The sequence below is a fragment of the Tunturiibacter empetritectus genome (assembly GCF_014201375.1).
Lineage (GTDB): Bacteria > Acidobacteriota > Terriglobia > Terriglobales > Acidobacteriaceae > Edaphobacter > Edaphobacter lichenicola_D.
Window position 1 is genome coordinate 45,853 of record NZ_JACHDZ010000004.1, and the last position, 23,873, is coordinate 69,725.

A 23,873-nucleotide genomic window follows, 5' to 3' on the forward strand; every position below is an offset into this window, starting at 1 on the left:
GTCAGATCGAAGGCTGAGGGCGACAAACGGGCGCACCTCATCGTCGACCGCTAACCCTCGAAAAAATCCCCGCGATGACGTGATCTCCGGAGAAATCTTTGAGGGGCCTACTGATATGTCATGGAGTTTCGAGCCGAAGTAGAACGATTCGCAGATCGAACCTTATAATACAGAGAACCTGCAGTCACTCGGCTGTAGCTTCTAGGTCCTCGCGGTCTCCGCCAAGAGATAATCCGCGGGGATCTGGCTAAACACTCCAACTCCCAATCAAGCTCCTGAATCCAGTGCTGAACTGCGATGACTTGAATATACGACGTGATGAGTCCGAGATCAAGTGAATAGGCGACAAATTTAGTCTTAGTTCGTTTAATTGTCCTCTGGAGCCCCGTTGGCTACTTTTGGCTGCTTAATGCTGAGTCGCTAGTTCGCGAAAAATCGCTATCTATATTGTGGGAAGCTCCTCTAAGGAGCTGCCCTTTTTATCCTTCGGAACCTTGTTTCCGACCTCGGATTCCCCTAAGTCCCGCCTTTTCTGCACCACATTCTGGCTTCGGAGAAACCGCACGTTCAGGCGGCTTTACCCCACCAAATCAAGCATTTATCATAGGAATACACATGGCTGACGATTTGTTTCCGCAAGACCCGAAGAATCCCAACGCACCCTCCCCGCAGGACGCGAACTCCAACAACCCTCCCCCCGCCGGATCTCCTCCGGACGGCTCGACCGTTCAGGGCCGCGGCGCGGCGTTTATGCTCTCCATCAATATTGAAGAGGAGATGCGGAGGTCGTACCTCGACTACTCCATGTCGGTCATCATCGGGCGCGCGTTGCCGGACGTCCGCGACGGCTTGAAGCCTGTTCACCGGCGCATCCTCTACGGCATGCAGGAGATGGGCCTTCAGTTCAACAAGAAGTACACCAAGTCCGCCAAGGTCGTCGGTCACGTGATGGGTAACTATCATCCCCACGGCGACTCTGCTATATACGACACCATGGTTCGACTGGCTCAGCCATTTTCTCTCCGATATCTCTTAGTAGATGGTCAAGGGAACTTCGGCTCCGTCGATGGCGACTCCGCCGCAGCGATGCGTTACACAGAGTCGCGGCTCACCCGCCTCGCCGGTGAGATGCTCGCGGACATCGACTACGACACCGTCGACTTCTCTCCTAACTACGATGAGTCGTCACTTGAGCCTACCGTGCTTCCGGCTCGGGTTCCGAATCTTATCGTCAACGGCAGCTCTGGCATCGCCGTCGGTATGGCGACGAACATTCCGCCGCACAATCTGACTGAGATTGTGAACGCCTGCATCTCGCTGCTGCAGAAGTCTCCTCAGGATCATCGGCCTGATCTGGATCTGGTGCTCGAGCATGTCCTCGGACCTGACTTTCCGACTGGCGGCTATCTCTTCGGCAAGACCAATATTCCGCAGGCTTATCGAACTGGACGCGGCCGCTTCATGATGCGTGCCAAGTGCAGCATTGAAAACATCTCCGGTGGGCGTCAGGCGATCATCGTCACGGAGATTCCTTACCAAGTCAACAAGTCGAAACTTATCGAGCGCATCGCTGAGTTGGTCAATGAGGGCGTCATCACCGACATTGCACGCGATGAGTTTCGTGATGAGTCCGACCGTGATGGCATGCGGATCGTCATCGGGCTGAAGCGTGGAGCCGAGAGCCAGATCGTGCTGAATCAGCTGCACAAACACACGCAGATGCAGGAGTCGTTCTCGATGATCTTTCTGGCTGTGCACAATGGCCAGCCGAAGGAGCTTCCGCTCGATCAGGCTATCCGGGCGTTCCTCGATCACCGGACGGAGGTGGTGCGTCGCCGGACTGCGTTCTTGCTTGCGAAGGCGCGCGACCGTGAACATATTCTGCTTGGCTACCAGATTGCGCTCGACCATCTGGACAACGTTATCAAGATTATTCGTCAGTCTTCGAGCCGCGCCGATGCTCGCGAGAACCTGTTCTCTTACTTCTCGAATAAGCGGATCAACCTGCGTGGTACGGAGCTGCGCGGCGTTACGCTCGACCCTGCGAAGTACGGCGTCGATATGACGTTCAGCACTACCGGGACGCTGATTCTTTCTTACAAGCAGATCGACGCGATCCTCGAACTGCAGCTCTATCGTCTTACGCAACTCTCTATCGATGAGCTGCTGAAGGAGCTTGCTGAGGTTCGCGATAACATCACGGAGTTTGAATCGATTCTGGCTTCGCCGGCGAAGTTGCGCAAGGTGATCGTCAAGGAGCTTACCGAGATCCGCGATAAGTATGGCGATGCTCGACGTACGCAGATTATCGATGAGACCGCTGAACTGCAGCTCGAAGACCTTATTACTGATGAGCAGGTCGCGGTTACGGTTTCGAATACTGGATATCTAAAGCGCACGCCTATCTCTATCTACCGGCAGCAGCGTCGCGGCGGCACTGGGCGGCTTGGTATGAAGACTCGCGAAGAGGACTTTGTCGCGCAGCTCATCATCGATTCGACCCATGCGTATCTGCTTTGCTTCACCAATACAGGCCGTGTTTACTGGCTGAAAGTGTATGAGGTTCCCGATGTTGGCGCGGCCGGCAAAGGCAAGGCGATGGCTTCGCTGGTGGCGCTGCAGCCTGGGGAGAAGGTGGTTACGATTCTTCCGGTGAAGGATCTTGAGGAAGAGAGCAAGTACATCTTATTTGCGACGCGCAATGGAACGGTGAAGAAGACGGCGCTGAAGGACTTTTCGAATGTGATGGCGCGTGGAATTATCGCTATCAATATTGAGAAGGATGATGAGCTGATCATTGCGCGGATCACGGATGGGCAGCAGGTGATCTTTATCGCGACGCATGATGGTATGGCTATCCGCTTCAATGAGCAGGACTTACGCCCGATGGGGCGGCCGGCTACGGGCAATCGCGGGATTACGTTGAAGAAGGGCGACTATGTGATTGGGGCGGCGGTGACGCCTTCGAACGAGGCGCGCAACAAGCAACGGCTGGAACGTGCTGCTCAGAAAGGGCTTACGGACCAGGTGGAGGCGGCGATTGACGAGGCTACGGAGTCGTCTGAGGCGCAGCCGCTGGAACTTGCTGAGCCTGGGGAACTTGCGGCGCCGGTGGCTTCGGCTGAGGTTGCGGCGAAGCTCGAAAAGCTGGATAAACAGCTGGGTTTGACGCCTTGCCTGGTGCTTACGGTGAGTGAGAACGGGTTCGGGAAACGGACCGATGTTGATCAATATCGCCTGCAATCGCGTGGTGGTAAAGGGGTTATCAATATGAAGACAACTCCTAAGATTGGCAAGGTTACGAGCATTCAGCTGGTGGATGACACGACGGAGATGATGGTGATCAGCCAGTTTGGGAAGATCATTCGCATTGATACGAAGAGTGTTAGAGCGGCTGGGCGTAGTACGCAGGGGGTGAAGCTGCTGGACCTGGAGGATCAGGACAAGGTGGCCGCCGCTGTCGTCATTCCTCCCGAAGAGGCGAAGACACAGCCTGAAGAAGGCACTTTGTTGCAGTAATTTTTTTCTGACGTGGTGACGCCCGTTTTTGCTGGGGTTTTTGGCAAAAACGGGCGTTTCTACGTGGTGTTTTGGTGGTGTGATCGTGGTGGATTGCGTGGTGGACGTGGTGTTTTAGCAGTCACTTTTTGGGGCTCGAAAAATGCGCCACGGTTTCCGGATTTATTTTGAGGGTGTCCCGTTTTGGGAATATAGCAGTATTTACTCAGACTGATCTTCAACCGTTTGGAAAGCATCTTTTGCTTCCGGGTAAGGGTCCCCGAATTTCCGATAGGTTCCCCCAACCAGTCGCTTACTGATTTGATATTGCAGGGTCCCTGATTTTTGAACTTGTGAAACAAGCCAATCCTTTCCCTGCCACCCAATTGCTTCAAATCCTGCTCCAACCCTCTTCCAGTTTGGCAGATGAAGCGCTTGCAAGGCTCCCCGAAACTCAACCGCACTTCCGTATCTATCGTCTACGTCTGGAGAAGTCGCCTTTTTTATAATCTTCGTCAGACGCTTCGATTGATAAGGTTGTGTCGGGCTTAACGCTAGGAGTTTTTGGCTCATTGTTCGACGTGCGATGCATTCGTTGACCAAAAGGCATGCGTCGCAATCATCCATCTCATTCAAATTCTCATAGCCTTGAGAATGGAGCTTTTTGATCCCAGCATTGTCTAAATGTGATGCGAGTTGATACGGCAAAGGCCCGTTGACCATTTCGTGTAAGACGATGCCAACTTGATAAAGGTCGGATCTCGTACCATAGGCATTAGGTACCGTCCAACCTTCCGGTGGAACATAGATTGGACTATGCCTCGACGAGTTGACCGTGCCACCTGACGTGGTAAGTCTCTTTACTGACCCGAAATCACCCACCTTTGCTGACGATTTTTCTCCATTCACTGACAACAAAATATTGGCAGGCTTCAAATCTCTATGAAGAAGCTGATTCTTGTGAAGTTTACCTACTCCTCTGAGTACGTCCATTGCATAGTTCACAGCGTCCGCCTGACCAATTGAGTTGTCAATTACTTTTGACGATAGATTCCCCCCGTTAACGAGCTCCATCGCCATAAGTATGTACTCTTCGCCCAGCATTTCCGCATCATGCAGTACCACAAGATGATCCGCGTCGCCGTCGGCAGTCGCTGTGACCAAAAACTTTGCTTCTTGAAATACTTCGCTGCTTTCGGTGTCTACATCGCAGATCTTTATGAACACTTCGATCCCTTTTGGAATATGTTTTGCCCGAAAGGCATAACCGTTCATTCCATCCGTATATTGCGAAATGAGTTCATATTTTCCTGAGGCGCTCGCGAGTTCCCGGACCTTATCGCTACTCTCGGTAGATAAACTCATTTGGGTAGCTGCGTCCAGCCTGTTAATACTGCGTCATTCATCACCTTAGGGGTAAAAGGGGCTCCGGCGTTAAAGACTACTTCTGGTGTTTTACCGGCGATGCTGCTAAATTTCTTCTCTTTTGTTCTAAGAGTCTGCGGGGCTACCAATTGACATGCCACCTTGCAGTGATCGGCTGCCAGTTGGATGACCGCTTCAACTTTGATTCGAACGGACGAGGAATTTCCAAATTTAGCCTTTCCTGCTTGAAGAATGGCGATCTCGTCAGGAGCCTCATGCTCGATCAAGGAACAGAGTGTCTTGAACAGTGTAGCGAGACCCGCGCCGTCTGAAACATTCATGGGCAATGCCAGCTTGCTTAAAGCAGCATGTTCCAAAGCGGGTTCGCTTTGTGTTCCACTTACTACCGTGTGCCTAAGTTGTGTAGTTTCCGTAACTATACTTAATATCTTCATTTATTCTCTCAATTTCTTAGTGATGAGCAGATTTACCTGGTGGTCATCTCCGCGCTTAGGCGCACAACGCCGGTTGTGACGGTCATGCTGCGGGACCAGTCTTGATAGCCGGTTTTCTTTACTACGATCTGGTGTTTGCCTGGGGCTAGATTCAGCGTGGATGGTGTGCTGCCCATGAAGTTTCCGTCTATCTCGATGTCGCAGTTTGGAACGCTTGCGTCGACTGTGATGGACGACTGTGGAACGGAAGCGACTGTTGGTGCGGCCGGTGCACCGCCGTATCCGCCTTCGCCGAAGCCGGTTGCGGGAGATTTCAGTTCGCTTGAGTGCGCGGACCAATTGGCGAGTATTGCTGTGCAGGCATCCTGTACGGAGCCGCCAACCGACAGAGTTGATTTGCTGAAGATTGAGTCGCCGGTCTTCTGCACGAAGACTGCAATTTTGTCTTTGTGCGCGAAGACGCTTTTGCCACCTTCGTGATCCAGCTCAACGATGTAGTTGCTTGCGTCGACGCGATTGTTCACCAGAACCTCCGGGCAACGCTGTCCGAAGGTTTTGATAATTTCAGCCGTTTGGGGGCGTGCTCCGCCTGACGAACTGGCACCGAAGGCGCCGTGAGATCCACCCGCCGAGCTTTGGGTCGACCATGAGTTGCTATCGGTTACATAGACGCGGGGTTTGTCTTGATCACTTGCAGGTACAGCGGGCGCTGCACTTTGTTGCGCTTGGGCGGGATTGCCGAATCCAGAGAGAACCAACAGGAGTGAAGCAAGGGGGTAACGCATGTTTTCGTACGACCTAATCTCATCAAGTTTGAAGTCAAGACGAAAGTTACGCTGTCTCCCTTCGCAAGACAAGTAGCAAACTCATCATTCACCACGAAAGTCGCAGAGGATCCCACTTAGGTGGGCGTGCCTCGCTGGTTCCGCATCTAACGAAAGGAACGAGCTAAGGGGAATGAATTCATGTCGCGTCAGATACAAAGTACAAAGGGCCGTATGAGCGTGGATAAAGACAAATACGGGGATCCTTCACTCCATTCGGGATGACGACCATCAAGAAGGAATCTTCAAGAATTGGTTCCTGGGGCCGATGAGTTTCCGGGTTTGATTTTTTAGTTGTTAACGCGAAAAGGGGAATGAATCGATGTCTCATCCAGATCAGGCACGGCCGCATGAACACGAAGAAGTTGAGAAGTCCAAAGCTCGCACCGCTCACGCGGAGCACGTAGAGCCAGAGAAGGGCCCGCATGACCCGAAGGAGATCAATCCGAAGATGTCGTCCGATGTTCACTACTGGGCGAAGGAGTTTGGGGTGACGGGGGATCAACTGCATGAGGCGATTCGCGTGCATGGCACGCATGTCGAAAAGGTTCGCGCGGCGTTGAAGCATCACCAGAGCTAACTGATACGGAGATGCCCGCTTTCGTGACTGCTGTGTCGTCACGAAGGCGGGCATTGTTTTGTTTCTTTGAGCTGTGGTATTTCGCGAGTGCTACTGGCCCTTGTAGGCGTTGGTATAGCCCTTCACGAATGACTCACGAAACTCGGTCTTGAAGGTGTCTTTGTCCATCCCCTTCGGGATCTTCGCGTGAGCGTAGGCCTTGTTCTCAGTAGGACGGAACGACTGACCACGCGATAGGTCGGCCTGGCCCTGGTTGAAGCCTGCAGCATAGCCTTGACGGGCCACCATGTTGGGGGTGCCGTTCTCTGGATAAGCTATATCGTAGCCGCGCGGCGAGGACCAACTATTCACATCGCTGTCGTGCGGAGCTTGCGCCAAACCAGCGGGCACAAGGCTGAAAGAAAGCACACCAGCAAGCATGAGATGCGCCCAAGCGTTTTTGCGAAAAATCATAAGAACCTCCAGACGGGCAGCCTTACAGCACTACACATCTGAGAAGTACGACTCTGTAACTATCGGCGGGGTTGCCCTGGTTTGCGCGGCGCTGCAACACGAGGTATAGAGCGCAGACAACTGCGTGAAGAGGGTGGGTGGAAAGGGACGAGCGGTTTGGGCAGGTCGGAGTTCGTCGGGATCCTTCCCCATTCGACTTCGCTCAGGGTCAGGATGACAGCAAAGGACCGCCCCTCTTCGCAGGTTGAAACTTTGCGGAGAGGGGCGGTTTTGTTGCATGGAGAACCACGGGCCCACAACTATTACTGCAGCTTTGTTTCTATTGATTCAGATCGTGGAGGGTCTGTCCGACGGCTTCGCCGACGTGTCCTGCGGCATCTTTTACGTTGCCTATGACGCGGTCCGCAGCGCCTTCGGCGACCATGTTCTGGTTGCCGATGAGCTTGCCTGCGCCCTGCTTGATGGCGCCCGCGAAAGAACCGACCTTGCCCTCGGCCTGTTTTCTGGTGCCCCAGGCGAAGGTCTTGCGGGCGGCGTCGGTGAATCCGTCATAACCGATGTCGTAGGCTGGCTCGGGTTGATCTGAGAGATCGACGAAGAGCAGGAACGTTACGGCGATGCCGACTCCGATGCCGGCCAGGATCCAAGGGAGTCCCTTCATAACAAATCCTCCAGTTGGTGAGATGCAGAGTTTGCGTGGCGTGGATGAAAAATCTCTGGTCCGACCCCTTCGTGACTGATGGGACAGGGTTTGGACGGGTTGCGGGAGGCTGGGGGGCGAATTTTCTGCTTCGATTCTTTATTGCGTCTCTTTGTTTGTCGATTCTTTCGTGCTTCGATTTTTAGTGGGTTGCGGCGCCGGTGCGCAGCGGCTGGAGATCCTGATCGAGCATCCCGGCGAGGTCCATGGCGAGGCCTGCGCCCTTCGCGTCGGTGTAGGTGCCTAGCGTGCCCTTGAGCTCGACGTCCTTCTTTTTGCCGGCGACCTCCTCGGTGCAGGGGGTTCCGGTGAGGTAGGAGGCGGTGAAGCCGATGGTGCGTTTGGCGGTGGTCTGCTCCTGGATGACGACGTGGAGGGTGCGGTCGGCGTTGGCGACGGTGTCGACTACGATAACGCCGGTGAGCCCACTGATGGCTTGACGGATCTGGCCGGCGATGGCGCCGGTGGAGTCGTCGCCGGCGACGGTGAGCAGCACGTGGATCTGGCCGGAGGGCGTGGTTCCGCTGGCCGGGCAGACTAGCCAGTGCTTGCGGGGATCGGGCTTGGCGGAGTTGATGAGGCTGGTGAGCTGCGCCTGGGTGAGCTTGTTGAGCCCGTCGGTTTTGAAGTCGTCGGAGGAGAGGCCGAGCGTCTTCTGGACGTCGGGCGACCAGGCCGCCATTGCGGTTCTGGAGGAGCTCCTCGGCTTGTGCGGAGCGGGCGTTTGCGCTGACGCGATGGAGCCGGTGAGGCCCAGGCTTATGATCCCCAGCCCTATGAGACTTACGAGCACCCTTGCCGAAATGCCATAGATCCGATTCTTCACATCCCCCTCCAATCCTGCTCTTTGAAAGCTACCGCATGTGAAGACGATCCAGCATGCCAAATAGACGAAATCGGCTCTGGGCTTGTTTGGTAGATGATGCCTGATCTTGAAAGGGATCGACTTATTGCAGATACCCCTTGGGGTTACTTTTTTGCGATGTGGGTTAAGATCCGGGTTTCGATGTGGGTTTCTGGGGTTTCCTAACTGCTGCCGTTCGTGACTTTACCCGTCTCTGGCCACGCTCTCGAATTTAAGATCCACGCAGCGGGGAGATTCCGCATCTAACCGGGAATGACCAAGCTACGAAATGCGGTCCTACTGGCTCCTCTGCTGCTCGCGACCGGCATCGCTCCGGCATTTGCGCAGCGTTACGATAACAACCATTACGCTAACAACAATGCCTACTACAGCGGGATGCGTAGTGGTGGCCGTGGCGGCAACTACTATAACGATCGCGATCGCCGCTACTACCACGACGACCACTACCGGGATAACCAGGGCGGCATTGGACCTGGCAAGGGCGCGCTGATCGGTGCAGGGGGCGGCGCGGTTCTTGGCGCGGTATTCGGCGGTGGCCTGAAGGGCACCATCATTGGCGGCGCCGCGGGTGCCGGGATTGGCGCTGTGGTCGGCCAGGCCGCTCAGAACAATCGCGACGATCGCTATCACCGGTACTAGACGCTTTCTAACCTACGCAACTAAAGGAACGATCCCATGCGCCTCTTCTCTCGCCTCGCACTCTGCTTCGCTCTGACCACGGTTGCTCTGGGTGCTTCGGCTCAGCAACCGTCGGCCGCCACCATTACGCCTTCGGCGGACTCGACTGCAGCCCACAACTGGACGAAGGAGCAGATTCTTACCTGCACGGTGTCCGACTGCTGGCAGCTTGCGGGCAAGAATGAGGCGACGTTCTTCGATATCGTCCAGCAACTGGCGGAGATCTCGGCGCAGACGCGGGGCCTGGCGCTTCCTGAGAGCGCTGAGGCCGGCAAACGCGCGGGCGAGTACATCAAGGCAAAGGCTAAGGCCGATCATGGACAGCTGCTGTATGCCATCGTCGACGCTTCCGTGCGCCGGGTAGGGACCAAGGCGTCGACGCCGCCGGCGAACTGACTCCGGGGACAACACTCCGGCTTCATAACGGGAGCGAGACGCTAAGATAGTCTGCATGCGTCTTCTCCTTCTGGTTATCGCTTCGCTTCTTGCGTCGGGAGCAGTTGCTCAGAAGCCTGCGGCATCGACACCGCTGCCTGCCTCGATCGATATCGTCAAGCTGGAACAGAATCTTTGGACCACGATGGCTGAAGGCGACTTCGGGGCGGTCCGTAGTCTGTTTACTGAAGACTTCATCCTGGTAGATGAGCATATTCAGGCTTTGGATACGCTGCTGATCACGCTGAAACACTGCAAGCTTGAGTCGTATGAGCTTCGTGATCTACAGGTTCGTATTCTGACGCAGGACTCTGCGCTCACGGCGTATCACGTGGTGAATACATTCCAGTGCGGCACGGCGGATAAACCCACTGTGATGAACAATGACAACAACTCCGTTACGGTCTGGGTTCGGCAACCCAAGAGCGGGAGATGGCTTGCCCAGGTGCACACGGAGACGCCTGCGAAGCCCTGACTGCGGGCGGCGTAATTCTTCGAGCCTCTGCTTCCGGGTCGCGTCGAACAAGCTGGGTTGCTGCTGCTGGATACTGTGGGTGCTTCTCCGTCGGGAGACTCTCTGCCTTTCTCGATCGTGCCGATCGCTCCATGTCATAACAGGTTGCGAAGATCCCGATATGGGACGCGCGGATTTGCCTATCGATTTGTTCGATAAAAACCGGCGGCCTGGCTCAGCGGCAAACTAAAATCTCGTAATAGAAAGTTCAAGACGAAATGCAAGATAAAAAGATGCCTAGCCTGTAAGGAAGCGAAAGTATTTATAGAATCGAAACTTTTGTCTGCACTTTGCGTCTTCACTTTTATTGAGATTGCGCCCCTCGAGGCACACCTCCCCAGAGGAAAAGATGATTTATGGTTTCAAGCGGTTCGCGATCACGCTGATGCTTCTTTTAGCGCTCAGCTTTGCCTTCGAGCGCCAGGCCCACGCGTACGTCGATCCTGGCTCCGGCCTGCTTTTGTTTCAAGGGATCAGCGCGGCGATCTCAGGAGCTCTCTTCTACTTCCGCCGCCGGCTGAAGAACCTCTTCGTCAGAACCCAGGAGAAGCGGGAGACCGGCACATCGAATCGGTCCAGCTCGTCGGGATTGGTCGGAGATTCAGAGCTCTAAGCCCATTAACATCAATATCGGGCGCGGCGGCTTGCTCACGCAGCCGCCACAGCGTCGAAGCTGCTGCTTGGCTTCTGTTCTGAATCGCGCGGCAGAGATTATTTCGGCGAAGACTTACTGCTGCGGATCCTCCGGCATAATCGCCCCTGCCTTCACCCACTGTTCGACTGTCGCGATGTCCGCATCGGAGAGCTTGGGCTGCTTGGGCGGCATGGGCATCGGGTCCTTCGCGGGTCCCTCATGGCGAATCAGCCGCACGAGGAGGCTGCTTGCGGGATCTCCGGGGATCAACACAGAGCCATCGTGGCCGCCCTTCAACATCCCTGCCCGCGTCTGAATGTTCAACCCGCCGCGATGGTTGATCCCGCCGTGACACCGGTAGCAGTTGGCCTGAAGGATAGGCTGAACCCTGGTTGTGTAAAACTCGGGCTTCGCTGCCTCATCCTGTGCCGCCTGCACGGTTCCGACGCGAAACCCCCACCCCATCAATCCGGTAGCGACCAGTCCTAAGCCCACCGACATCCTCTTCATCACTCCTCCTGTTAACGACCAAGTATACGGAACCCACCTCGTCACTTACGTGCTCTCTTACCAACGTTTAACTTAGGAGTTGCTCTGGCGTTCCGCGCCTCCGAAAACATGATGCGTTTGAACGCCCCCATACCGGCCCTTCTGGCGCTTGCGGCTCTGTGTTTTTCTTCTGCAAGCAGCCACGCCAAACCGATGCATCATCCCTCGGCTCATAAGAAGACTGTCGCCGCTGCAGTGGCGAAGCATCCAGACAAACGGAAGGCCGCTGCGAAACCGGCTCATGCGGCGCATGGCACGAAGCATCACAGTACGCCGAAGGCCGACCCTCCTGTGAGCGCCCGTGTCCGTGCGCGGTCTGCAAACCGACGCCGCCTGCGCCACTCGGTCAGTGCCTCGCTTCCGAAGGCGACGCAACCTGAGATGACCGCCTCAGCCAGGGCATCTCAGAAGGCGACCTCGGAGGACTTCCTGAAAGCGGCCGCGTCGACCCAGGTGGAGACCCAGGCCGCTTTGGCGATCCACGGTACGTCGCGTCCCGAAGAGGTCAACGAGACTCGTCAGGCTGCGGCTGCACCTGCGCGCAAGACCGCGTCTTCGCCGAAGCCGGTCTCGGTGGCCAAGCCGGTTCCTGTTATCAGCGTGGTTCGGCCGGCGACGGAGAGGCCGCAACTGGCCAGCGTCGAAGAGGTGGCGTCGACTCCTGTCATTCTGCCTAATCTCTATAACAAGCGTGGCCGGCTTATCGTTCCTCCGCCGCTGAAGGGATCTCACGAGATTCTCGTTCATCAGAACGAAGTGGCCGACCGCGATGGGCTCTCTCGCATTCAGGATGACAGCGACCTTATGGACATGCGCAGCAAGAAGCTGCTTGTCGCGCTGCCTGAGAACGACGCTCTTCAGGTGGACGACCGGCTTCCGGTTAACCGGCGTTACTGCCGTCCGTGGACAGCGCAGTTTCTCGCGACTCTGGCGCGCGCGCACTATGCTCGCTTCCATACGCCGCTGCAGGTGAACTCCGCTGTACGCACGGTTGAATTTCAGCAGCACCTGTTGCACATCAACGGCAACGCAGCACCGGCTGAGGGCGACACGGCCTCTCCGCATCTGACGGGGCAGGCTGTCGACATTGCGAAGCACGGCCTCTCGCTGGCGGAGATCGCGTGGCTTCGGGGCTATCTTTTGCCGCTCGTGCAATCGGGAAAAGTTGATGTGGAAGAGGAGTTCCAACAGTCGTGCTTCCACGTGAGTGTCTACAAAAGGTATCTGCCGCTGGCACCTGAGCGCGACCTCGCCATTCTGCATCATGGCGGGACTTCTGCTCTGGCTGCGGCTCTGCGGTAGAGCTCAGTTTTTCGTCAACTACAATCTCTCGCGAGATCCGCTTCGCCAGCTCTTGATCGCCGCATCCAGCGCCTGCATGTTGTGAACACCGTCTTCGCCGGTGGCCGCAAAGTGAGGTCCTCCGCGCAGGGCAACGGCAAAGCTATCCATCATGCGCGTGTAGCCATCCCCGTTGTCTACGGTGACGCGCTCGACCACGTCGCCCGCACGCCGCACAACAATCTCCACTGGGCGATCAACCGTGAGACCCCCCTCGGCAGTCATGACGCCTTCGCTGCCGTTGACCTCGACCAGAGAGCGATAGGGCGTTCGCGCACTCGTCGTCACCGTAGCAAAGACGTTGCCCGTCATCTCCATCTGCAGCGAGGCGACGGCCTCCACCTTGCCTGACGAGGCGTCCTTCCTGGCCAGAGTATCGACGCTGATCACGTCTTCGCCGAGAACGAAGCGGAGGGCGTCGATGCAGTGCACGCCGACATCTCCAATGGGTCCGCCGTAAGCCAGCGTCGCGTCGATAATCCACTTTCGTGCGGAGTTTGTGGCCGGATAGCAGTACTCGGCACGCGCAAGTTGTGGCTTTCCGATGAGGCCGGCGGTGATCTGCTGGCGCATCCACTCCAGGCTTCGGTTGTAGCGAAAGTTCTGCGCTACGCCGAAGAGCAGATCGGCTGCGTTGGCTGCTCGGTTCATCTCCTCGGCTTGCGTCGCGCTCATGGCCAGCGGCTTCTCGCACAGAACCGCCTTGCCGTGCTTGAGCGCCAGCAGCGTATCGTCGCGGTGCATCGCGTCGGGCGATGTGATGAAGACGACGTCGACGTTCGGTGAAGAGCAGAGTTCTTCGCGCGTGGCGAAGCAGTGAGGGATCTTGTACTCCGCGCAGTTGGCGAGAGCAGCCGTATGGTCGCGCCGCCACATTCCGCTCAGCGTCGCATGCTCACACTTCGGAAAGGCAGGCAATAGGCGACGGATCGCGTGGTGACCAAAGCCAAGAATCGCGAAGCGCACAGGCGACTGCGTCATGAGACCTCCCAAAAAGATGAGTGACGATATCGGTTGGAGAGTTAGTGGGCGTCGGTCTTGAAGATCTGTTCGGCGAAGAAGTTCTCCACCTTGGCCTGGTCATGCACCATCTCGAGGTAAGCACTCTTGAGCAGTTGAGAGCGCACATCGCGCAACTGCTGGCGGATGGCCTGCTGGACACGCGGATCGTTCACATCGCGCTGACCTGCGGGGTCTCGGGAGATCAGTTTGTAGATCGCATAGCCAGCCGGACGCTTCGTCTGTGCATCGAGCAGGGGAAGGATCTCGGTGATCTGGCCGGCCTTCAGCTTGGTCACGGCGGTGAAGACGGTAGGATCTGCGTGGAGCTGCGACTCGCCGACGAAGCCCATATCTCCGCCGTTGGGCGCGGTCTCAGGCTGCTCGGACCAGTTGCTGGCGATGGTGCCGAAGTCCTCACCGCTGTCCAGGCGATTCTTCAACGCCTGAATCTTCTTCTTTGCTTCGATGTCGTTGGTGGCTTTGCTTCCCTGCAAGTTTCCCGGCTGGGGTGACGGCTGACCGGTCACCTGAATGGTCGCCAGGTGATATTTGGTCTCAAGCAGATTGAACTCGGCCTTGTGCTGGTTGTAGTAGCTCGCCACATCGGCGTCGGTGACGGTGATCTTGGAGTTGATCTCTTTGTTCAGCAGCTTATTGATGGTGAGGCTGCGACGCAGCGAGTGTTTTACATCGTCGATGGTCTGGTTGCTTGCCTTCAGCCGTTCCTGAAACTGCTCCTCCGTATAGGGAGCCTTCATCTCGGCGAGCTTCGCGTCGACCTCTTCATTGGTCGCGGTCAGATTCATCTTTGCTGCGCGCTGTTCGACGATCTCTTCATCGATCAACTCGCGGAGGAGGTTCAGGCGCATCGAATCCGCCTGCTCGGGTGAGGGCTGCTGCTGTTGTTGAGCGGCGTCTCCGAGTTGCAATTTGTAGGCCTTTTCGAGATCTGCCTGCATGATGGCGTGGCCGTTGACCGTGGCGACGACATCGGCGCTGTGCCCGTGGTTGCATCCCGCAACCGGCAGGAGCCCGGCGGCCATCGTCAGCAGCAACGGAAGCGAGGCGGTGCGAAAGGAGCGCGTGTTAGAAGTACGTTCGTTTTCGGTCGACAAGCTCGGCACATCCGTGTTCCGCATCCAGATCTCCTGCATTCTTCTGCTAGTTGCCGGGTTTGGTCGCCGGCGGGGTTTGAGGCTGTGCCTGAATTGGTGTGGGCGGCGGTGGCGGCGTCTGCCCGGAGGCAATCAGCGCGCTATCGATCATACGATACACGTCCTCGAGCGGCTGCGCTCCCTCCACCTTTTCTCCGTTGATGAAGAGCGCCGGCGTGGAGTCCACCCCCAGGCTTTCGCCCAGCTTGATCGACGCTTTGATTGCGGTATCATCCTGCTTCGTGAGGCACGCATTCAGCAACTCCGCGTTGAGATTCTGCTTCTTTCCCTCGTCGCGTGCCAAGGTGTCGAGTGTCTCGTTGGCCTTGGCGAGACTCTTGTCTGGCCCGCCAAGCTCTCCGGCGTGAGCGTGGATGTAGTCCACCAGATTCCAATAGCCTATTGGACTGTGGGCGCCTACGCAGTTGGTATCGATCGCCGCGCGCATGGCCCAGGGATGCTGGTCCAGCGGGAAGTCGCGATAGACGATATGAATCTGATCTTTGTAGCGCTCGGTCAGCGCGGGAAAGAGCTGCTCGTGCATCTTCGCGCAGTAGGGGCACTCGAGGTCGTCGAAGCCGACGATCAGCACCGGCGCATTCGCCGGGCCACCGCGCGAAGGACGCCCATCGCCGCTCACGAGGAGCTTTGGATCCTGGCTGATATCGAACCTGGTGAACTGTGCCAGGGTTTTGCCGTCGGTCGAGAGCAGAAAGTCTGCGGGCTTGCTCGACTTGCCGTCGGCCAGAAACGTTACGCTGATCTTGTCGAAGCCGGGAACCTCGCTCCTGGTGCGGGATCCAATCTGGATCACATAGGCCGGTGGAATCGACGCCCTCGAACGGATCAGCACCTCCACCCTGCGCGTGAGCTCGGGAGAGAGCTTGTCCGAAGCGGAGGCGCCAGTCTGGTTCGCAGTCTGCGAAGAGGTCTGTGCATGGCAGCCGAGGGCGGCCAGCGTAGAGGCAAAGATCAGGGCTCGGAACGGCTTCACAGCGATCAACACAATACCTCGATTATCTCACGCAGAGGCAATTTACAAGGCTTCGGACCCCTCTTAGCGGCTCCAGGGGCGGCCCCAAGACGAGCCCGGGAACGGCCGCGCCATCGGCCCTTAGAAGAGGCTCGCGGCCCGGCGCAGATTGCCCGCGGTTCCGATGTTGAGCAGCGTGAAGTTGAATCTCTCCGTCGTCTCGTTTCGGACCGAGCCCAGCTCGTACTTGCGAACCTCGACGCTGAAGCCGCAGCAGTCCCAGTTATAGGACCCCTGCACCGCTCCATACTGCACCAGGCCGGTGTTATTCGCGTTGAGATCCAGGCCGACATTCCCTGCCACGCCCAGCCCCGGCCTGGTCGGCGAACCGTACCCCAGGAGCAGCCGAAGCTGATTGAAGTCTGAGACCGCGGAACTCACTCCTTCTGTATAGAAGCGTCCCGGAGCGTTCAGCCTCGCGTAGCTGAGGCCGGCAAAGACATTGTTCTCATGCACGTCCACCATCACGTTGTTCGAGGTAAACTTCTTCGCTCCGGTATCGAGATCGAAGTCCCACTCCACATCCATGTGCGACGAGGTGCGCACGCGCAGACGCGAGACCAGAGGCGAGATGGCGCGGGGCTCGGTGAGAAACGCGATTCCGGAGAAGTTCAGCGTCGTGTCGAAGATGTTACGCCGGCCGTTGATCACGGCTCCGCCAAAGTTCTCGTTGAAGAAGTACTTCTGCGTCAGCCGCCAGCTGAGCAGGGGGTGACTGCCGCAGCTGGGCAGCGCGTCTTTCCCGTTGCCGATCTGGCCCCTGGTCTGAATCTTGCCGCTATCGTCATCCCAGTACTGTGTCTGCGCTGTGGCCACGGGCCTATCTTTGCAGGGCCGGACCTTCGTCGGTCGCAGGAACAGCCGCTGCGTCACTCCATACTCCAGCTCGTTCGTGTTGCTTACGATATCGGCATCGTCGAAGCGCAGGACACTCAAAAAATTATTCACGCCGGTTACGTAGCGGTAGGTCAGCTCCGGCTCGATGGTGTGCTTCACGTCATTGCCGCCGAATAGCTTTTCGACGCCTGGCGAATCGAAGGTCCGCTCTACCACAGGCGCCCGCAGATCCGTTTCGACCTCTACGTCCGAACGGTTCAGCGGGGTCGGAAGCTCGACCGGCACTCCCATCGGCGAGTAGGGAACCTGCCTGCTTCTGGTGTACGCGGTCTCGCGAGCGCCCACCGACGCGAGCACGTGCCATCCATCGAAGCCTAGACGATAGGCGAGCTCAGGATGCACGTCGAAGCGCTGCGTTAGCCCGCCGGTCGAGAAGCCCGGTTGCACCCTCGAGAGCCCGGCGTGCGAGGCATCTATGCTCCACAGCAATCCGGTCCTGCCGATCTCATGCTCGGTGCTCCTGAAGTCGAACGACGGCGCATGAAAGATCTTCACCTGTTCTTCCGGGATTGCCGGCGTGGCCGGCGTCGCGGCTACGCCAGCCTGTTTCAGGCCCTGATATCGATCCACACGCGCCGACGCGGAATATCCGTCCCACTGGTGCACGCCATAGACGATCGAAAGGATGTCGCTCGACACTGCGACGCTGAAGTTTTCGGCAAACGCCTCGCGATAGGCGTACGAACTCAGATACTCCACATCCCCAGCCACTCTCGTCTGCGAAGTGAAGTCGTGACGCCCCGAAACAGTGGCATCTTCTCCGCCCTGATTCAGGTACACGCCGTTGGTGTAGATGCCACGGTCGAGCAGGCCGGTGTATCGGGCCTTCGCAAAGTCGTTGCCCAGTCCGCGATATCGAAACGTCGCCGACTGCTCCCACCCGCGGAGGGAGTAATACTGCGCGCCTACGGTGAGGTCGGTGCTGCGGTTGATCGCCCAGTAAAACTCCTCGCCGAGGGTAAATCCCTTGGTCGACGAGTAGCCTGGCACCGGGATCATGAAGCCGGTCTGCCTCTGCTCCGAGTCCACCGGATGGGTCACGTAGGGCAAAAACAGCACAGGAATATTCATCAGCCGGAAGGTGCTGTTCTGCGCCTTCGCCTTCTCGCTGTCCACGGCAAACTTTCCTGAGTAGAGCATCCAGTCGGGGTGCGGGAGCTGACAGGTCGTCAAGCTGCCGTCGTAGATCTCGTAGGACTGCGGCCCTGTCCGCACGACCATGCGCCCGGTGAATAGAAACGGATTGCTGCTCGAATAGGTTAGCGTGTGCCCCGCGCTCTTGAGCCCCACCGAGCCGGTTACGTCATAAAAAGTCGCTGTCTGTAGCTTCAGATTCATGGTGCCGTGACTGGCGGTGAGGTCCTCGTGATTCGCGCCTCCGCTTACGTGCAGATGGCCTGTCGCGGTTAGCTCATCAGTCTCTTCGTCATACTCGATATGGTCGGCCTGCACCACCCGGTCGCGATAGTGAAGCTCCACGTCGCCATTCAGCACATAACGGCTCCCTAGTTTCGACTGCGTATCCGACAGCATCGTCACATCGGTCGTGCCATCGGTCGCGGGGAGCACCTCTGCCACCGGATACTGCGTCGCTCTGGGATATTGCGTCGCTCCGGGCGCATCCGGCAGGCTCGTGGGCGTCTGCGGCGCATCAGAAAGGGGGGTTGCCTGACTCGTCACCTGCTGGGCCCACAGATGTGGATGACTTGCCGTGGGCACCATGATAGTTATCAAGAGGTAAACAGCCGTCCGGAGGTTGCTCGAGCAGCTTCCGTGTGCCTTCGCGACGGCAGGCAACGGCCTCACGCCGCCGAACAGCAAAGGCAGTCGGCGCAGCCAATGGGTGTTGATCCCAGGTTCGTCCGGCTTGAAACTTGATTTGAGACTAATCAGGCGCACCACTCTTTGAGGCTAAACGATTTTACGGAAGCGAGTTTGGAATTGAGCACAATGAGCTCTGCACAGCGTGACCTGCTACCACTGGACGAAACCGCGGCCGAAACGGAAGCTGGCGCGCCGTTTGCGCTTAGGGAACAGGTAGCGCAACGTCTTGCCGCCCACCGGGCCCGCCGGACCCAGCAATCGGGCTCGGCGGTCACTCCCATTGCGCAACCTGGTCCTGAGAAGTCACGCTCCTCCCGCATCGCCGCCGCGGTTGCGGAGCGGTACGCCAACTCGCCGAGCTACCGCACGTTTCTCGCCGAGCAGGCCGAAGCTGCGATTCGCGAGGCCGAAGCTGCCGCAGAAGTTGCCGCACTCAGCGCCAAGGCCGTGGCTGATGCTCAGTACCAGCTGCTGGCGGATCTGGACCAATGGACGCTGACTCCCCCCACGCCTATGCCGCCTGCGCCAGTTGCTGAGCCGAAGCTCACTGCTGGGGAGCTCTCTAACGCCGCAGCTCTTGCGCATACTCTTCCAGCGACCGCTCAGGTTTTATCCCCGGCACTCACTGTAAGGCTCTACGAAGACGCAACCCGCGGCCCGCTGCAGGAACAAGTTTCGCCGCCCAGCCGTCCCCTGATCTACGAGACCTACGAAGCCTTGAATGAGGAAGAGACTCTCGCGCTCGATGAGGAGATCGCCTTCCGCCAGGCTCCCGTCTTCGAAGAGTCCGGGCCGCCCATCGAGATTCCGGCTAACCTTATCGAGTTTCCCCGTCAGCTGGTGGCGGCAAGGAAAGCTCGGCCGCGGCTGGCGGAAGGGCCGCTCCGCGAAGAAGCCGACCAGGCGCCTCACAGCCACCAGACGGCGCAGCTTCGCATCTTCGAGGTGGAGGCTGCCCAGATCTCTACCACTCCAGAGGTGGAATCGGTTGCGCCTGAGTGGTCCTCGATTCTGCTTGCGGCCCATCCGGTTGCTGCTCCGGTTGAAACTCCAGAGGCCCCCTTCCAGTTTGAGCATCGACCCGAGGCCGCGCCTCTCAACCTGCGGCTGATGGCTACGATGGTGGATGGCTGCATCATTACGGCTTCGTTTTTGTGCTTCGTTGCAGCCTTCGCGCTGACCGTGGGGAAGCTATCTGCTAACCCGGCGAATCTTGCTGCCAGCAGCGTAACTATGAGCCTGCAGATCGCCGCGATCGGTGCGGCTGGAACTCTCGTAGTTCTCACGCTGCTCTATCAGCTTCTCTTCTTTACCTTCAGCGAGGCGACCCCCGGTATGCGGTACGCCCGCATCGGCCTCTGCACTCTTTCGGATGACAATCCCACGCGCTCGGCCATGCGCCGACGCATCTTCGCGACGGTCCTTGCTGCCTGTCCGCTGGGTATCGGCTTCCTTTGGGCCTGGATGGATGAAGACGGCCTCGGGTGGCATGACCGCATCTCCCGCATGTATCAGCGTAGCTACTAAGAGATCTTGTCCTGCCGGACGGGCCTCCTGCGCGGAGAGCGGGCGTTCACACGCCTTTTTAGAGCTTCGCGTGGTCCTCCCGTTGGTCGGAATCATCTTCCTCGCGACCAACGGGAGCGCCGACCGAAGGGGTACACACGTCACGAAGTGACCGCCGCCCGCGCAGGGAGCCGGTCCGGCAGGACATACCCTAGAAGGTCGTGCTTACCGTCAGGCGGAACGTCTTTCTTGGCTCTCGCAGGATATAATCAGCCCCATAGAACTGAAGCGCCTGCTGGTAGCTGAACTGCCCTGCTCCGTTGGTTGGGAAGTAGCTCTTGAAGGTATTCACGTTGTCCGGGCCAGAGTTCGGAACCGCCAGCTCCTGCGGAACGGTCTTGTAAAGACGCAGCGGATTGTAGGCGTAGAAGATCCGGAACGGCGCGTTGACGATCGGCAGAATCACCTGCAGCTCGGCGCCGAGGGAGTCTCGCGGAACGAAGTTCGTTCCTGGCACAATCTTCAGCAGGTTCGGGAACTGCACCGACTGGCCGCCAAAGCAGGCGCCGTTGACGATCGTGGGGCAACCATACTGTGCTCCATCGATCAGCGACTGCCCCGCAGTGCTCTGCCGCAACTGGCCATGCAGCGCATCGAAGGTCATGCCGAAGTCGTTGAAGAAGGCGAAGGTCACCTGATTCACAATCGGAATGCGGTACTCGATGTTCGAGACGAGCTGCGTGTCTCCGCCGATGGACACCATACGGTAGATCGGCAGCGGAATCTGGACCGGGCCCAGTGCGGGGTTGGTCGGATCGCGCGGAACCGAGGTCCCATCCGGGTTGGTCAGGATGTACTGAACTTTGTTCGGAATGAAGGTATAGGGACCGACCGACCGGATGTCGAAGCCGCGCAGATCGGATTCGCCACCGCTGTAGAGACGATGCGTCGGGGGGGCGACCTCGCCGCCGAAGCCCGAGGTATGAGCCAACTGGATGCGATACCCAAGCACATTGTGGCCCTCGCGGTTCACCCTTAGACCCTTCATGGGGAAGAACTGACGATAGCTGGCAATCGGCGAGAGGTACTTCACGTTACCGCCCACGCCTGCTACCTGGACCGAGACGTTGAAGTCCTTGCCGTTGTGCGGCCCGACCGCGCGATCGAGGCTGGAGAACGTGAAGCTCGGCGTTACGACCGAAGTAATGATGCCGGACAGCTGATTCTGTCCCGCAACGCCAGACCGGAACGCGAGGGATTGAAAGACGTTGGTCGTGTTCTGGTTGAACGTCGTTACCGAAGACCGCGACAGCGAGTACGAAAGACCGACACGCGTCACGCCGGTCTTTGCAAACAGATGTCGCAGAGGTTCGCTTGCCGAGATCGTCAACCCTGTCGTCGACTGGTTATAGTTCGTCAGCAGCGACTGCTGTGCCGTCGTCAGGTTGCCCGCCGCCTGGCCGGTCGCCGACTGGCTCTTCGAAGGATTGAAGTCGTACTTGCTGGCGAAGATCTGAGCGCCCAGCGAGATCGGCTTGTCCCGCAGATAGGGCTCGGTGAAACCCAGACTCAGGTTACGCGACAGGTCGCCGATATTTGCCTGCACCGAGAGCGTCTCTCCAAGTCCGAGAAAGTTATTGGTCTCGTAGTTCAGCCCGACAAAGGTTCCCGACAGCCCGCTGATGCCGCCGTTCAGGCCGATCGAGTTCTTGCCCTTCTCCTTCAGCTTCAGCAGGAGATCGACGGTTCCGTCGTCAGTATTCTGGCGGCTCTCGGAGTCCTGCTCGGCCTTCAACGGCTCAAAGTAGTTGAGCTGATTCAAACGCAGAATCGAAAGGTCCCAGAGCCGGCTGTTATAGACCTGCCCTTCTTCCAACAAGAGCTCGCGCCGAATCACCTTATCGCGCGTAATCGTATTGCCGGTAAACTCGATCCGCGAGACGTAGAACGCTTTGCCTTCATCGATATCAATGTTCAGCTTGATCGTCTTATTGGCTTCATCGATGGTCGGGACGGGCGTGCCTACGAAGTTGATGAATCCGCCTTCGCCAAAGGCCTTACGCAACTGATCCAACCCTTTGCCGAACAGGGTCGCGTTGAAGTATTCGCCATCTTTCTGAGCGAACTGCGCACGCAGCGCCTTGGTATTCGTGAAGTGGGTGTTGCCGGAGAAGGTGATCCCGGCGAGCTTGTAGCGCGAGCCCTCTTCTACGGGCATCAGGATGTCGATCCGCTTGCCTTTGGACGGGTGCAGTGTGAACGGATTGATTCCGCCCGCATCACGAATGTGCGTGGTTGGCTCGCTGGTCAGAGCCTTGAAGTAGCCGCGGTCGCGATATGCCTGGCGCACGCGCTCGGTGTCTTCATCCAGCTTGCTCGCGTCGAAGGTTCTCGCAAAGAGATTCTCCAGGATGATCGAGTGCGGAATTCCGATCGGCCGCAGGTTCTTCATCGAGGCGCGCAGGGTGCGATCGTTGATGCTGTTGTTGCCCTGGAAGGCGATCTTGCCCACCTTTACGGTCGGCCCCTCTTTAATGTTGAACGTGATCGCCACGGCCGCTGGCGGAATCGTCTTGACCTCGGTCCGGATGGTGGCGAACTGGTGTCCGTGCTCTGCCAGCAGGTCCCTCAGCACCACCTCGGCCCGCTTGATCTTGGTGGGGTCGTACTGACTCTCGACCGAAAGGGGTACCTTCGCCTTTTTGAACCGGTCCAGAATGTCCGACTGCGTGATGGAGCCGAGGCCCTTGTAGTTGATCTCGCGAATCGTCGGCTTCTCTTTGACGTAGATGATCAGTTGCACGCACTTCGGGCTGTCGACGCGCTCAATCCGCACATCGTCGAAGTAGCCGGTGTTCCAAAGCGAGTTGAAGTCCCGCTCCACCACCAGCGGGTCGTAGAGATCGTTCTGCCGGCTGTAGAGCCTGGCGAGCACGGACTCCTTGGGAATGCGTCGGTTACCGATCACCTGGGGCTGACACAGCGTCTCCACGTTACCGGACAGCGATCCGGCCTGACCGGTGAGCGATTGGGCCGAAAGCGACTGGGCCGAGAGGGACGAGGCGGCCAGCGCCGTAAACGCAATCATGTACGCGGCATAAGCGATGCGGGAGCGTCTGGAGCGCGTGCACACAGTCTTGGTCTTGCTTTTCAGGGAGCTTCCGCTCTCTCGATTCACGGTAAAGATACGCACACCCTCACTGCTCTAAAAATGACGCTCGCCAGCACTTTCAGCGAAGTCCTGATTATATGGGAGCGGCCAGCCGTTAGCGAGTTCGCCCCGTGGTTCTGGCTGGACAACCTCAATCCAACCAACGAATTTCAGCGTGATGCTTTGACGAACGCGCGCACCCAAAGGCACCTGCCACTGGCTTAACTCTCCAACTCCGCCGTAATCGTGAACTCCTGCGCCGACCCGTCCCACCGGACCGTCAGCACATTCGGCTGGCAGCAGACCTGGCAATCCTCCACATACTGCTGCTTCGAGCCGCCTGACTCGTCCACCGTCGTCTCCACCCACTCCCCACAACCCGCGCACTGAAAACCGGCTGCATGCATCCGTTACC

General features: G+C 57.9%; 21 protein-coding genes. 8 read left to right on the forward strand and 13 right to left on the reverse strand.

The window, feature by feature from the left end:
• Positions 1-615 precede the first annotated feature (615 nt).
• Complete coding sequence (gene gyrA, locus HDF10_RS12265; protein ID WP_183813819.1) at positions 616-3,519, forward strand: DNA gyrase subunit A; 2,904 nt, start codon at positions 616-618, stop codon at positions 3,517-3,519.
• A gap of 201 nt (positions 3,520-3,720) precedes the next feature.
• On the opposite strand, the gene HDF10_RS12270 is transcribed toward gyrA, so the two are convergent.
• From HDF10_RS12270 to HDF10_RS12280, 3 genes are read right to left on the reverse strand one after another with little or no spacing between them, the layout of a single operon-like run.
• Positions 3,721-4,863, reverse strand: a complete 1,143-nt coding sequence (locus HDF10_RS12270) for a serine/threonine protein kinase (protein ID WP_183813821.1) — start codon at positions 4,861-4,863, stop codon at positions 3,721-3,723.
• Positions 4,860-5,318, reverse strand: coding sequence for a hypothetical protein (locus tag HDF10_RS12275; protein WP_183813823.1), 459 nt, complete (start codon positions 5,316-5,318; stop codon positions 4,860-4,862). The genes HDF10_RS12270 and HDF10_RS12275 overlap by 4 nt, the downstream gene beginning before the upstream one ends.
• A gap of 32 nt (positions 5,319-5,350) precedes the next feature.
• The gene (locus tag HDF10_RS12280; RefSeq protein WP_311732748.1) at positions 5,351-5,842 is read right to left on the reverse strand and encodes a PEGA domain-containing protein; all 492 of its coding nucleotides are present in this window, start codon (positions 5,840-5,842) and stop codon (positions 5,351-5,353) included.
• A gap of 622 nt (positions 5,843-6,464) precedes the next feature.
• Between HDF10_RS12280 and HDF10_RS12285 the strand changes: the two genes are divergently transcribed.
• The gene (locus HDF10_RS12285) at positions 6,465-6,722 is read left to right on the forward strand and encodes a DUF3606 domain-containing protein (protein WP_183813838.1); all 258 of its coding nucleotides are present in this window, start codon (positions 6,465-6,467) and stop codon (positions 6,720-6,722) included.
• Between the two features lie 90 nt (positions 6,723-6,812).
• Here HDF10_RS12285 and HDF10_RS12290 read toward each other — a convergent pair whose 3' ends face one another.
• From HDF10_RS12290 to HDF10_RS12300, 3 genes are all read right to left on the reverse strand, one after another.
• Positions 6,813-7,175, reverse strand: coding sequence for a hypothetical protein (locus HDF10_RS12290; protein WP_183813840.1), 363 nt, complete (start codon positions 7,173-7,175; stop codon positions 6,813-6,815).
• Between the two features lie 319 nt (positions 7,176-7,494).
• Positions 7,495-7,836: a CsbD family protein gene (locus HDF10_RS12295; RefSeq protein WP_183813842.1), complete on the reverse strand. Its 342-nt coding sequence runs from the start codon at positions 7,834-7,836 to the stop codon at positions 7,495-7,497.
• A gap of 181 nt (positions 7,837-8,017) precedes the next feature.
• Complete coding sequence (locus HDF10_RS12300) at positions 8,018-8,701, reverse strand: hypothetical protein (protein ID WP_183813844.1); 684 nt, start codon at positions 8,699-8,701, stop codon at positions 8,018-8,020.
• A gap of 291 nt (positions 8,702-8,992) precedes the next feature.
• On the opposite strand from HDF10_RS12300, the gene HDF10_RS12305 reads away from it, so the two are divergent.
• From HDF10_RS12305 to HDF10_RS12320, 4 genes are all read left to right on the forward strand, one after another.
• On the forward strand, positions 8,993-9,379 hold the full coding sequence (locus HDF10_RS12305) for a glycine zipper 2TM domain-containing protein (protein ID WP_183813846.1): 387 nt from the start codon (positions 8,993-8,995) through the stop codon (positions 9,377-9,379).
• Positions 9,380-9,415: 36 nt separating this feature from the next.
• Entirely contained in the window at positions 9,416-9,814 is a 399-nt protein-coding gene (locus tag HDF10_RS12310) for a hypothetical protein (RefSeq protein ID WP_183813848.1), read from the forward strand.
• A gap of 55 nt (positions 9,815-9,869) precedes the next feature.
• Positions 9,870-10,328 carry a nuclear transport factor 2 family protein gene (locus HDF10_RS12315; RefSeq protein ID WP_183813850.1) on the forward strand — a complete coding sequence of 153 codons (459 nt, stop codon included), beginning with the start codon at positions 9,870-9,872 and terminating at the stop codon, positions 10,326-10,328.
• Positions 10,329-10,716: 388 nt separating this feature from the next.
• Complete coding sequence (locus HDF10_RS12320) at positions 10,717-10,980, forward strand: hypothetical protein (protein ID WP_260177858.1); 264 nt, start codon at positions 10,717-10,719, stop codon at positions 10,978-10,980.
• A 114-nt stretch (positions 10,981-11,094) separates the two neighbouring features.
• Here HDF10_RS12320 and HDF10_RS12325 read toward each other — a convergent pair whose 3' ends face one another.
• Positions 11,095-11,511 (reverse strand): c-type cytochrome domain-containing protein, encoded by a 417-nt coding sequence (locus HDF10_RS12325; RefSeq protein WP_260177859.1) that lies wholly within the window; start codon positions 11,509-11,511, stop codon positions 11,095-11,097.
• 108 nt (positions 11,512-11,619) lie between these two features.
• On the opposite strand from HDF10_RS12325, the gene HDF10_RS12330 reads away from it, so the two are divergent.
• The gene (locus HDF10_RS12330) at positions 11,620-12,852 is read left to right on the forward strand and encodes a DUF5715 family protein (RefSeq protein ID WP_183813852.1); all 1,233 of its coding nucleotides are present in this window, start codon (positions 11,620-11,622) and stop codon (positions 12,850-12,852) included.
• Between the two features lie 18 nt (positions 12,853-12,870).
• Here HDF10_RS12330 and HDF10_RS12335 read toward each other — a convergent pair whose 3' ends face one another.
• The 4 genes from HDF10_RS12335 to HDF10_RS12350 form a co-directional block, all read right to left on the reverse strand.
• Positions 12,871-13,872, reverse strand: a complete 1,002-nt coding sequence (locus HDF10_RS12335) for a Gfo/Idh/MocA family protein (RefSeq protein WP_183813854.1) — start codon at positions 13,870-13,872, stop codon at positions 12,871-12,873.
• A gap of 41 nt (positions 13,873-13,913) precedes the next feature.
• Positions 13,914-15,032, reverse strand: a complete 1,119-nt coding sequence (locus tag HDF10_RS12340) for a SurA N-terminal domain-containing protein (RefSeq protein WP_183813856.1) — start codon at positions 15,030-15,032, stop codon at positions 13,914-13,916.
• 22 nt (positions 15,033-15,054) lie between these two features.
• Entirely contained in the window at positions 15,055-16,053 is a 999-nt protein-coding gene (locus tag HDF10_RS12345; RefSeq protein ID WP_183813858.1) for a DsbA family protein, read from the reverse strand.
• 108 nt (positions 16,054-16,161) lie between these two features.
• Positions 16,162-18,699: an LPS-assembly protein LptD gene (locus HDF10_RS12350; RefSeq protein WP_183813860.1), complete on the reverse strand. Its 2,538-nt coding sequence runs from the start codon at positions 18,697-18,699 to the stop codon at positions 16,162-16,164.
• A 228-nt stretch (positions 18,700-18,927) separates the two neighbouring features.
• On the opposite strand from HDF10_RS12350, the gene HDF10_RS12355 reads away from it, so the two are divergent.
• On the forward strand, positions 18,928-20,328 hold the full coding sequence (locus tag HDF10_RS12355; RefSeq protein ID WP_183813862.1) for an RDD family protein: 1,401 nt from the start codon (positions 18,928-18,930) through the stop codon (positions 20,326-20,328).
• Between the two features lie 190 nt (positions 20,329-20,518).
• On the opposite strand, the gene bamA is transcribed toward HDF10_RS12355, so the two are convergent.
• The gene (gene bamA / locus HDF10_RS12360) at positions 20,519-23,500 is read right to left on the reverse strand and encodes an outer membrane protein assembly factor BamA (RefSeq protein ID WP_183813864.1); all 2,982 of its coding nucleotides are present in this window, start codon (positions 23,498-23,500) and stop codon (positions 20,519-20,521) included.
• Positions 23,501-23,679: 179 nt separating this feature from the next.
• Entirely contained in the window at positions 23,680-23,865 is a 186-nt protein-coding gene (locus HDF10_RS12365) for a CPXCG motif-containing cysteine-rich protein (RefSeq protein WP_179580454.1), read from the reverse strand.
• Positions 23,866-23,873: the final 8 nt, after the last annotated feature.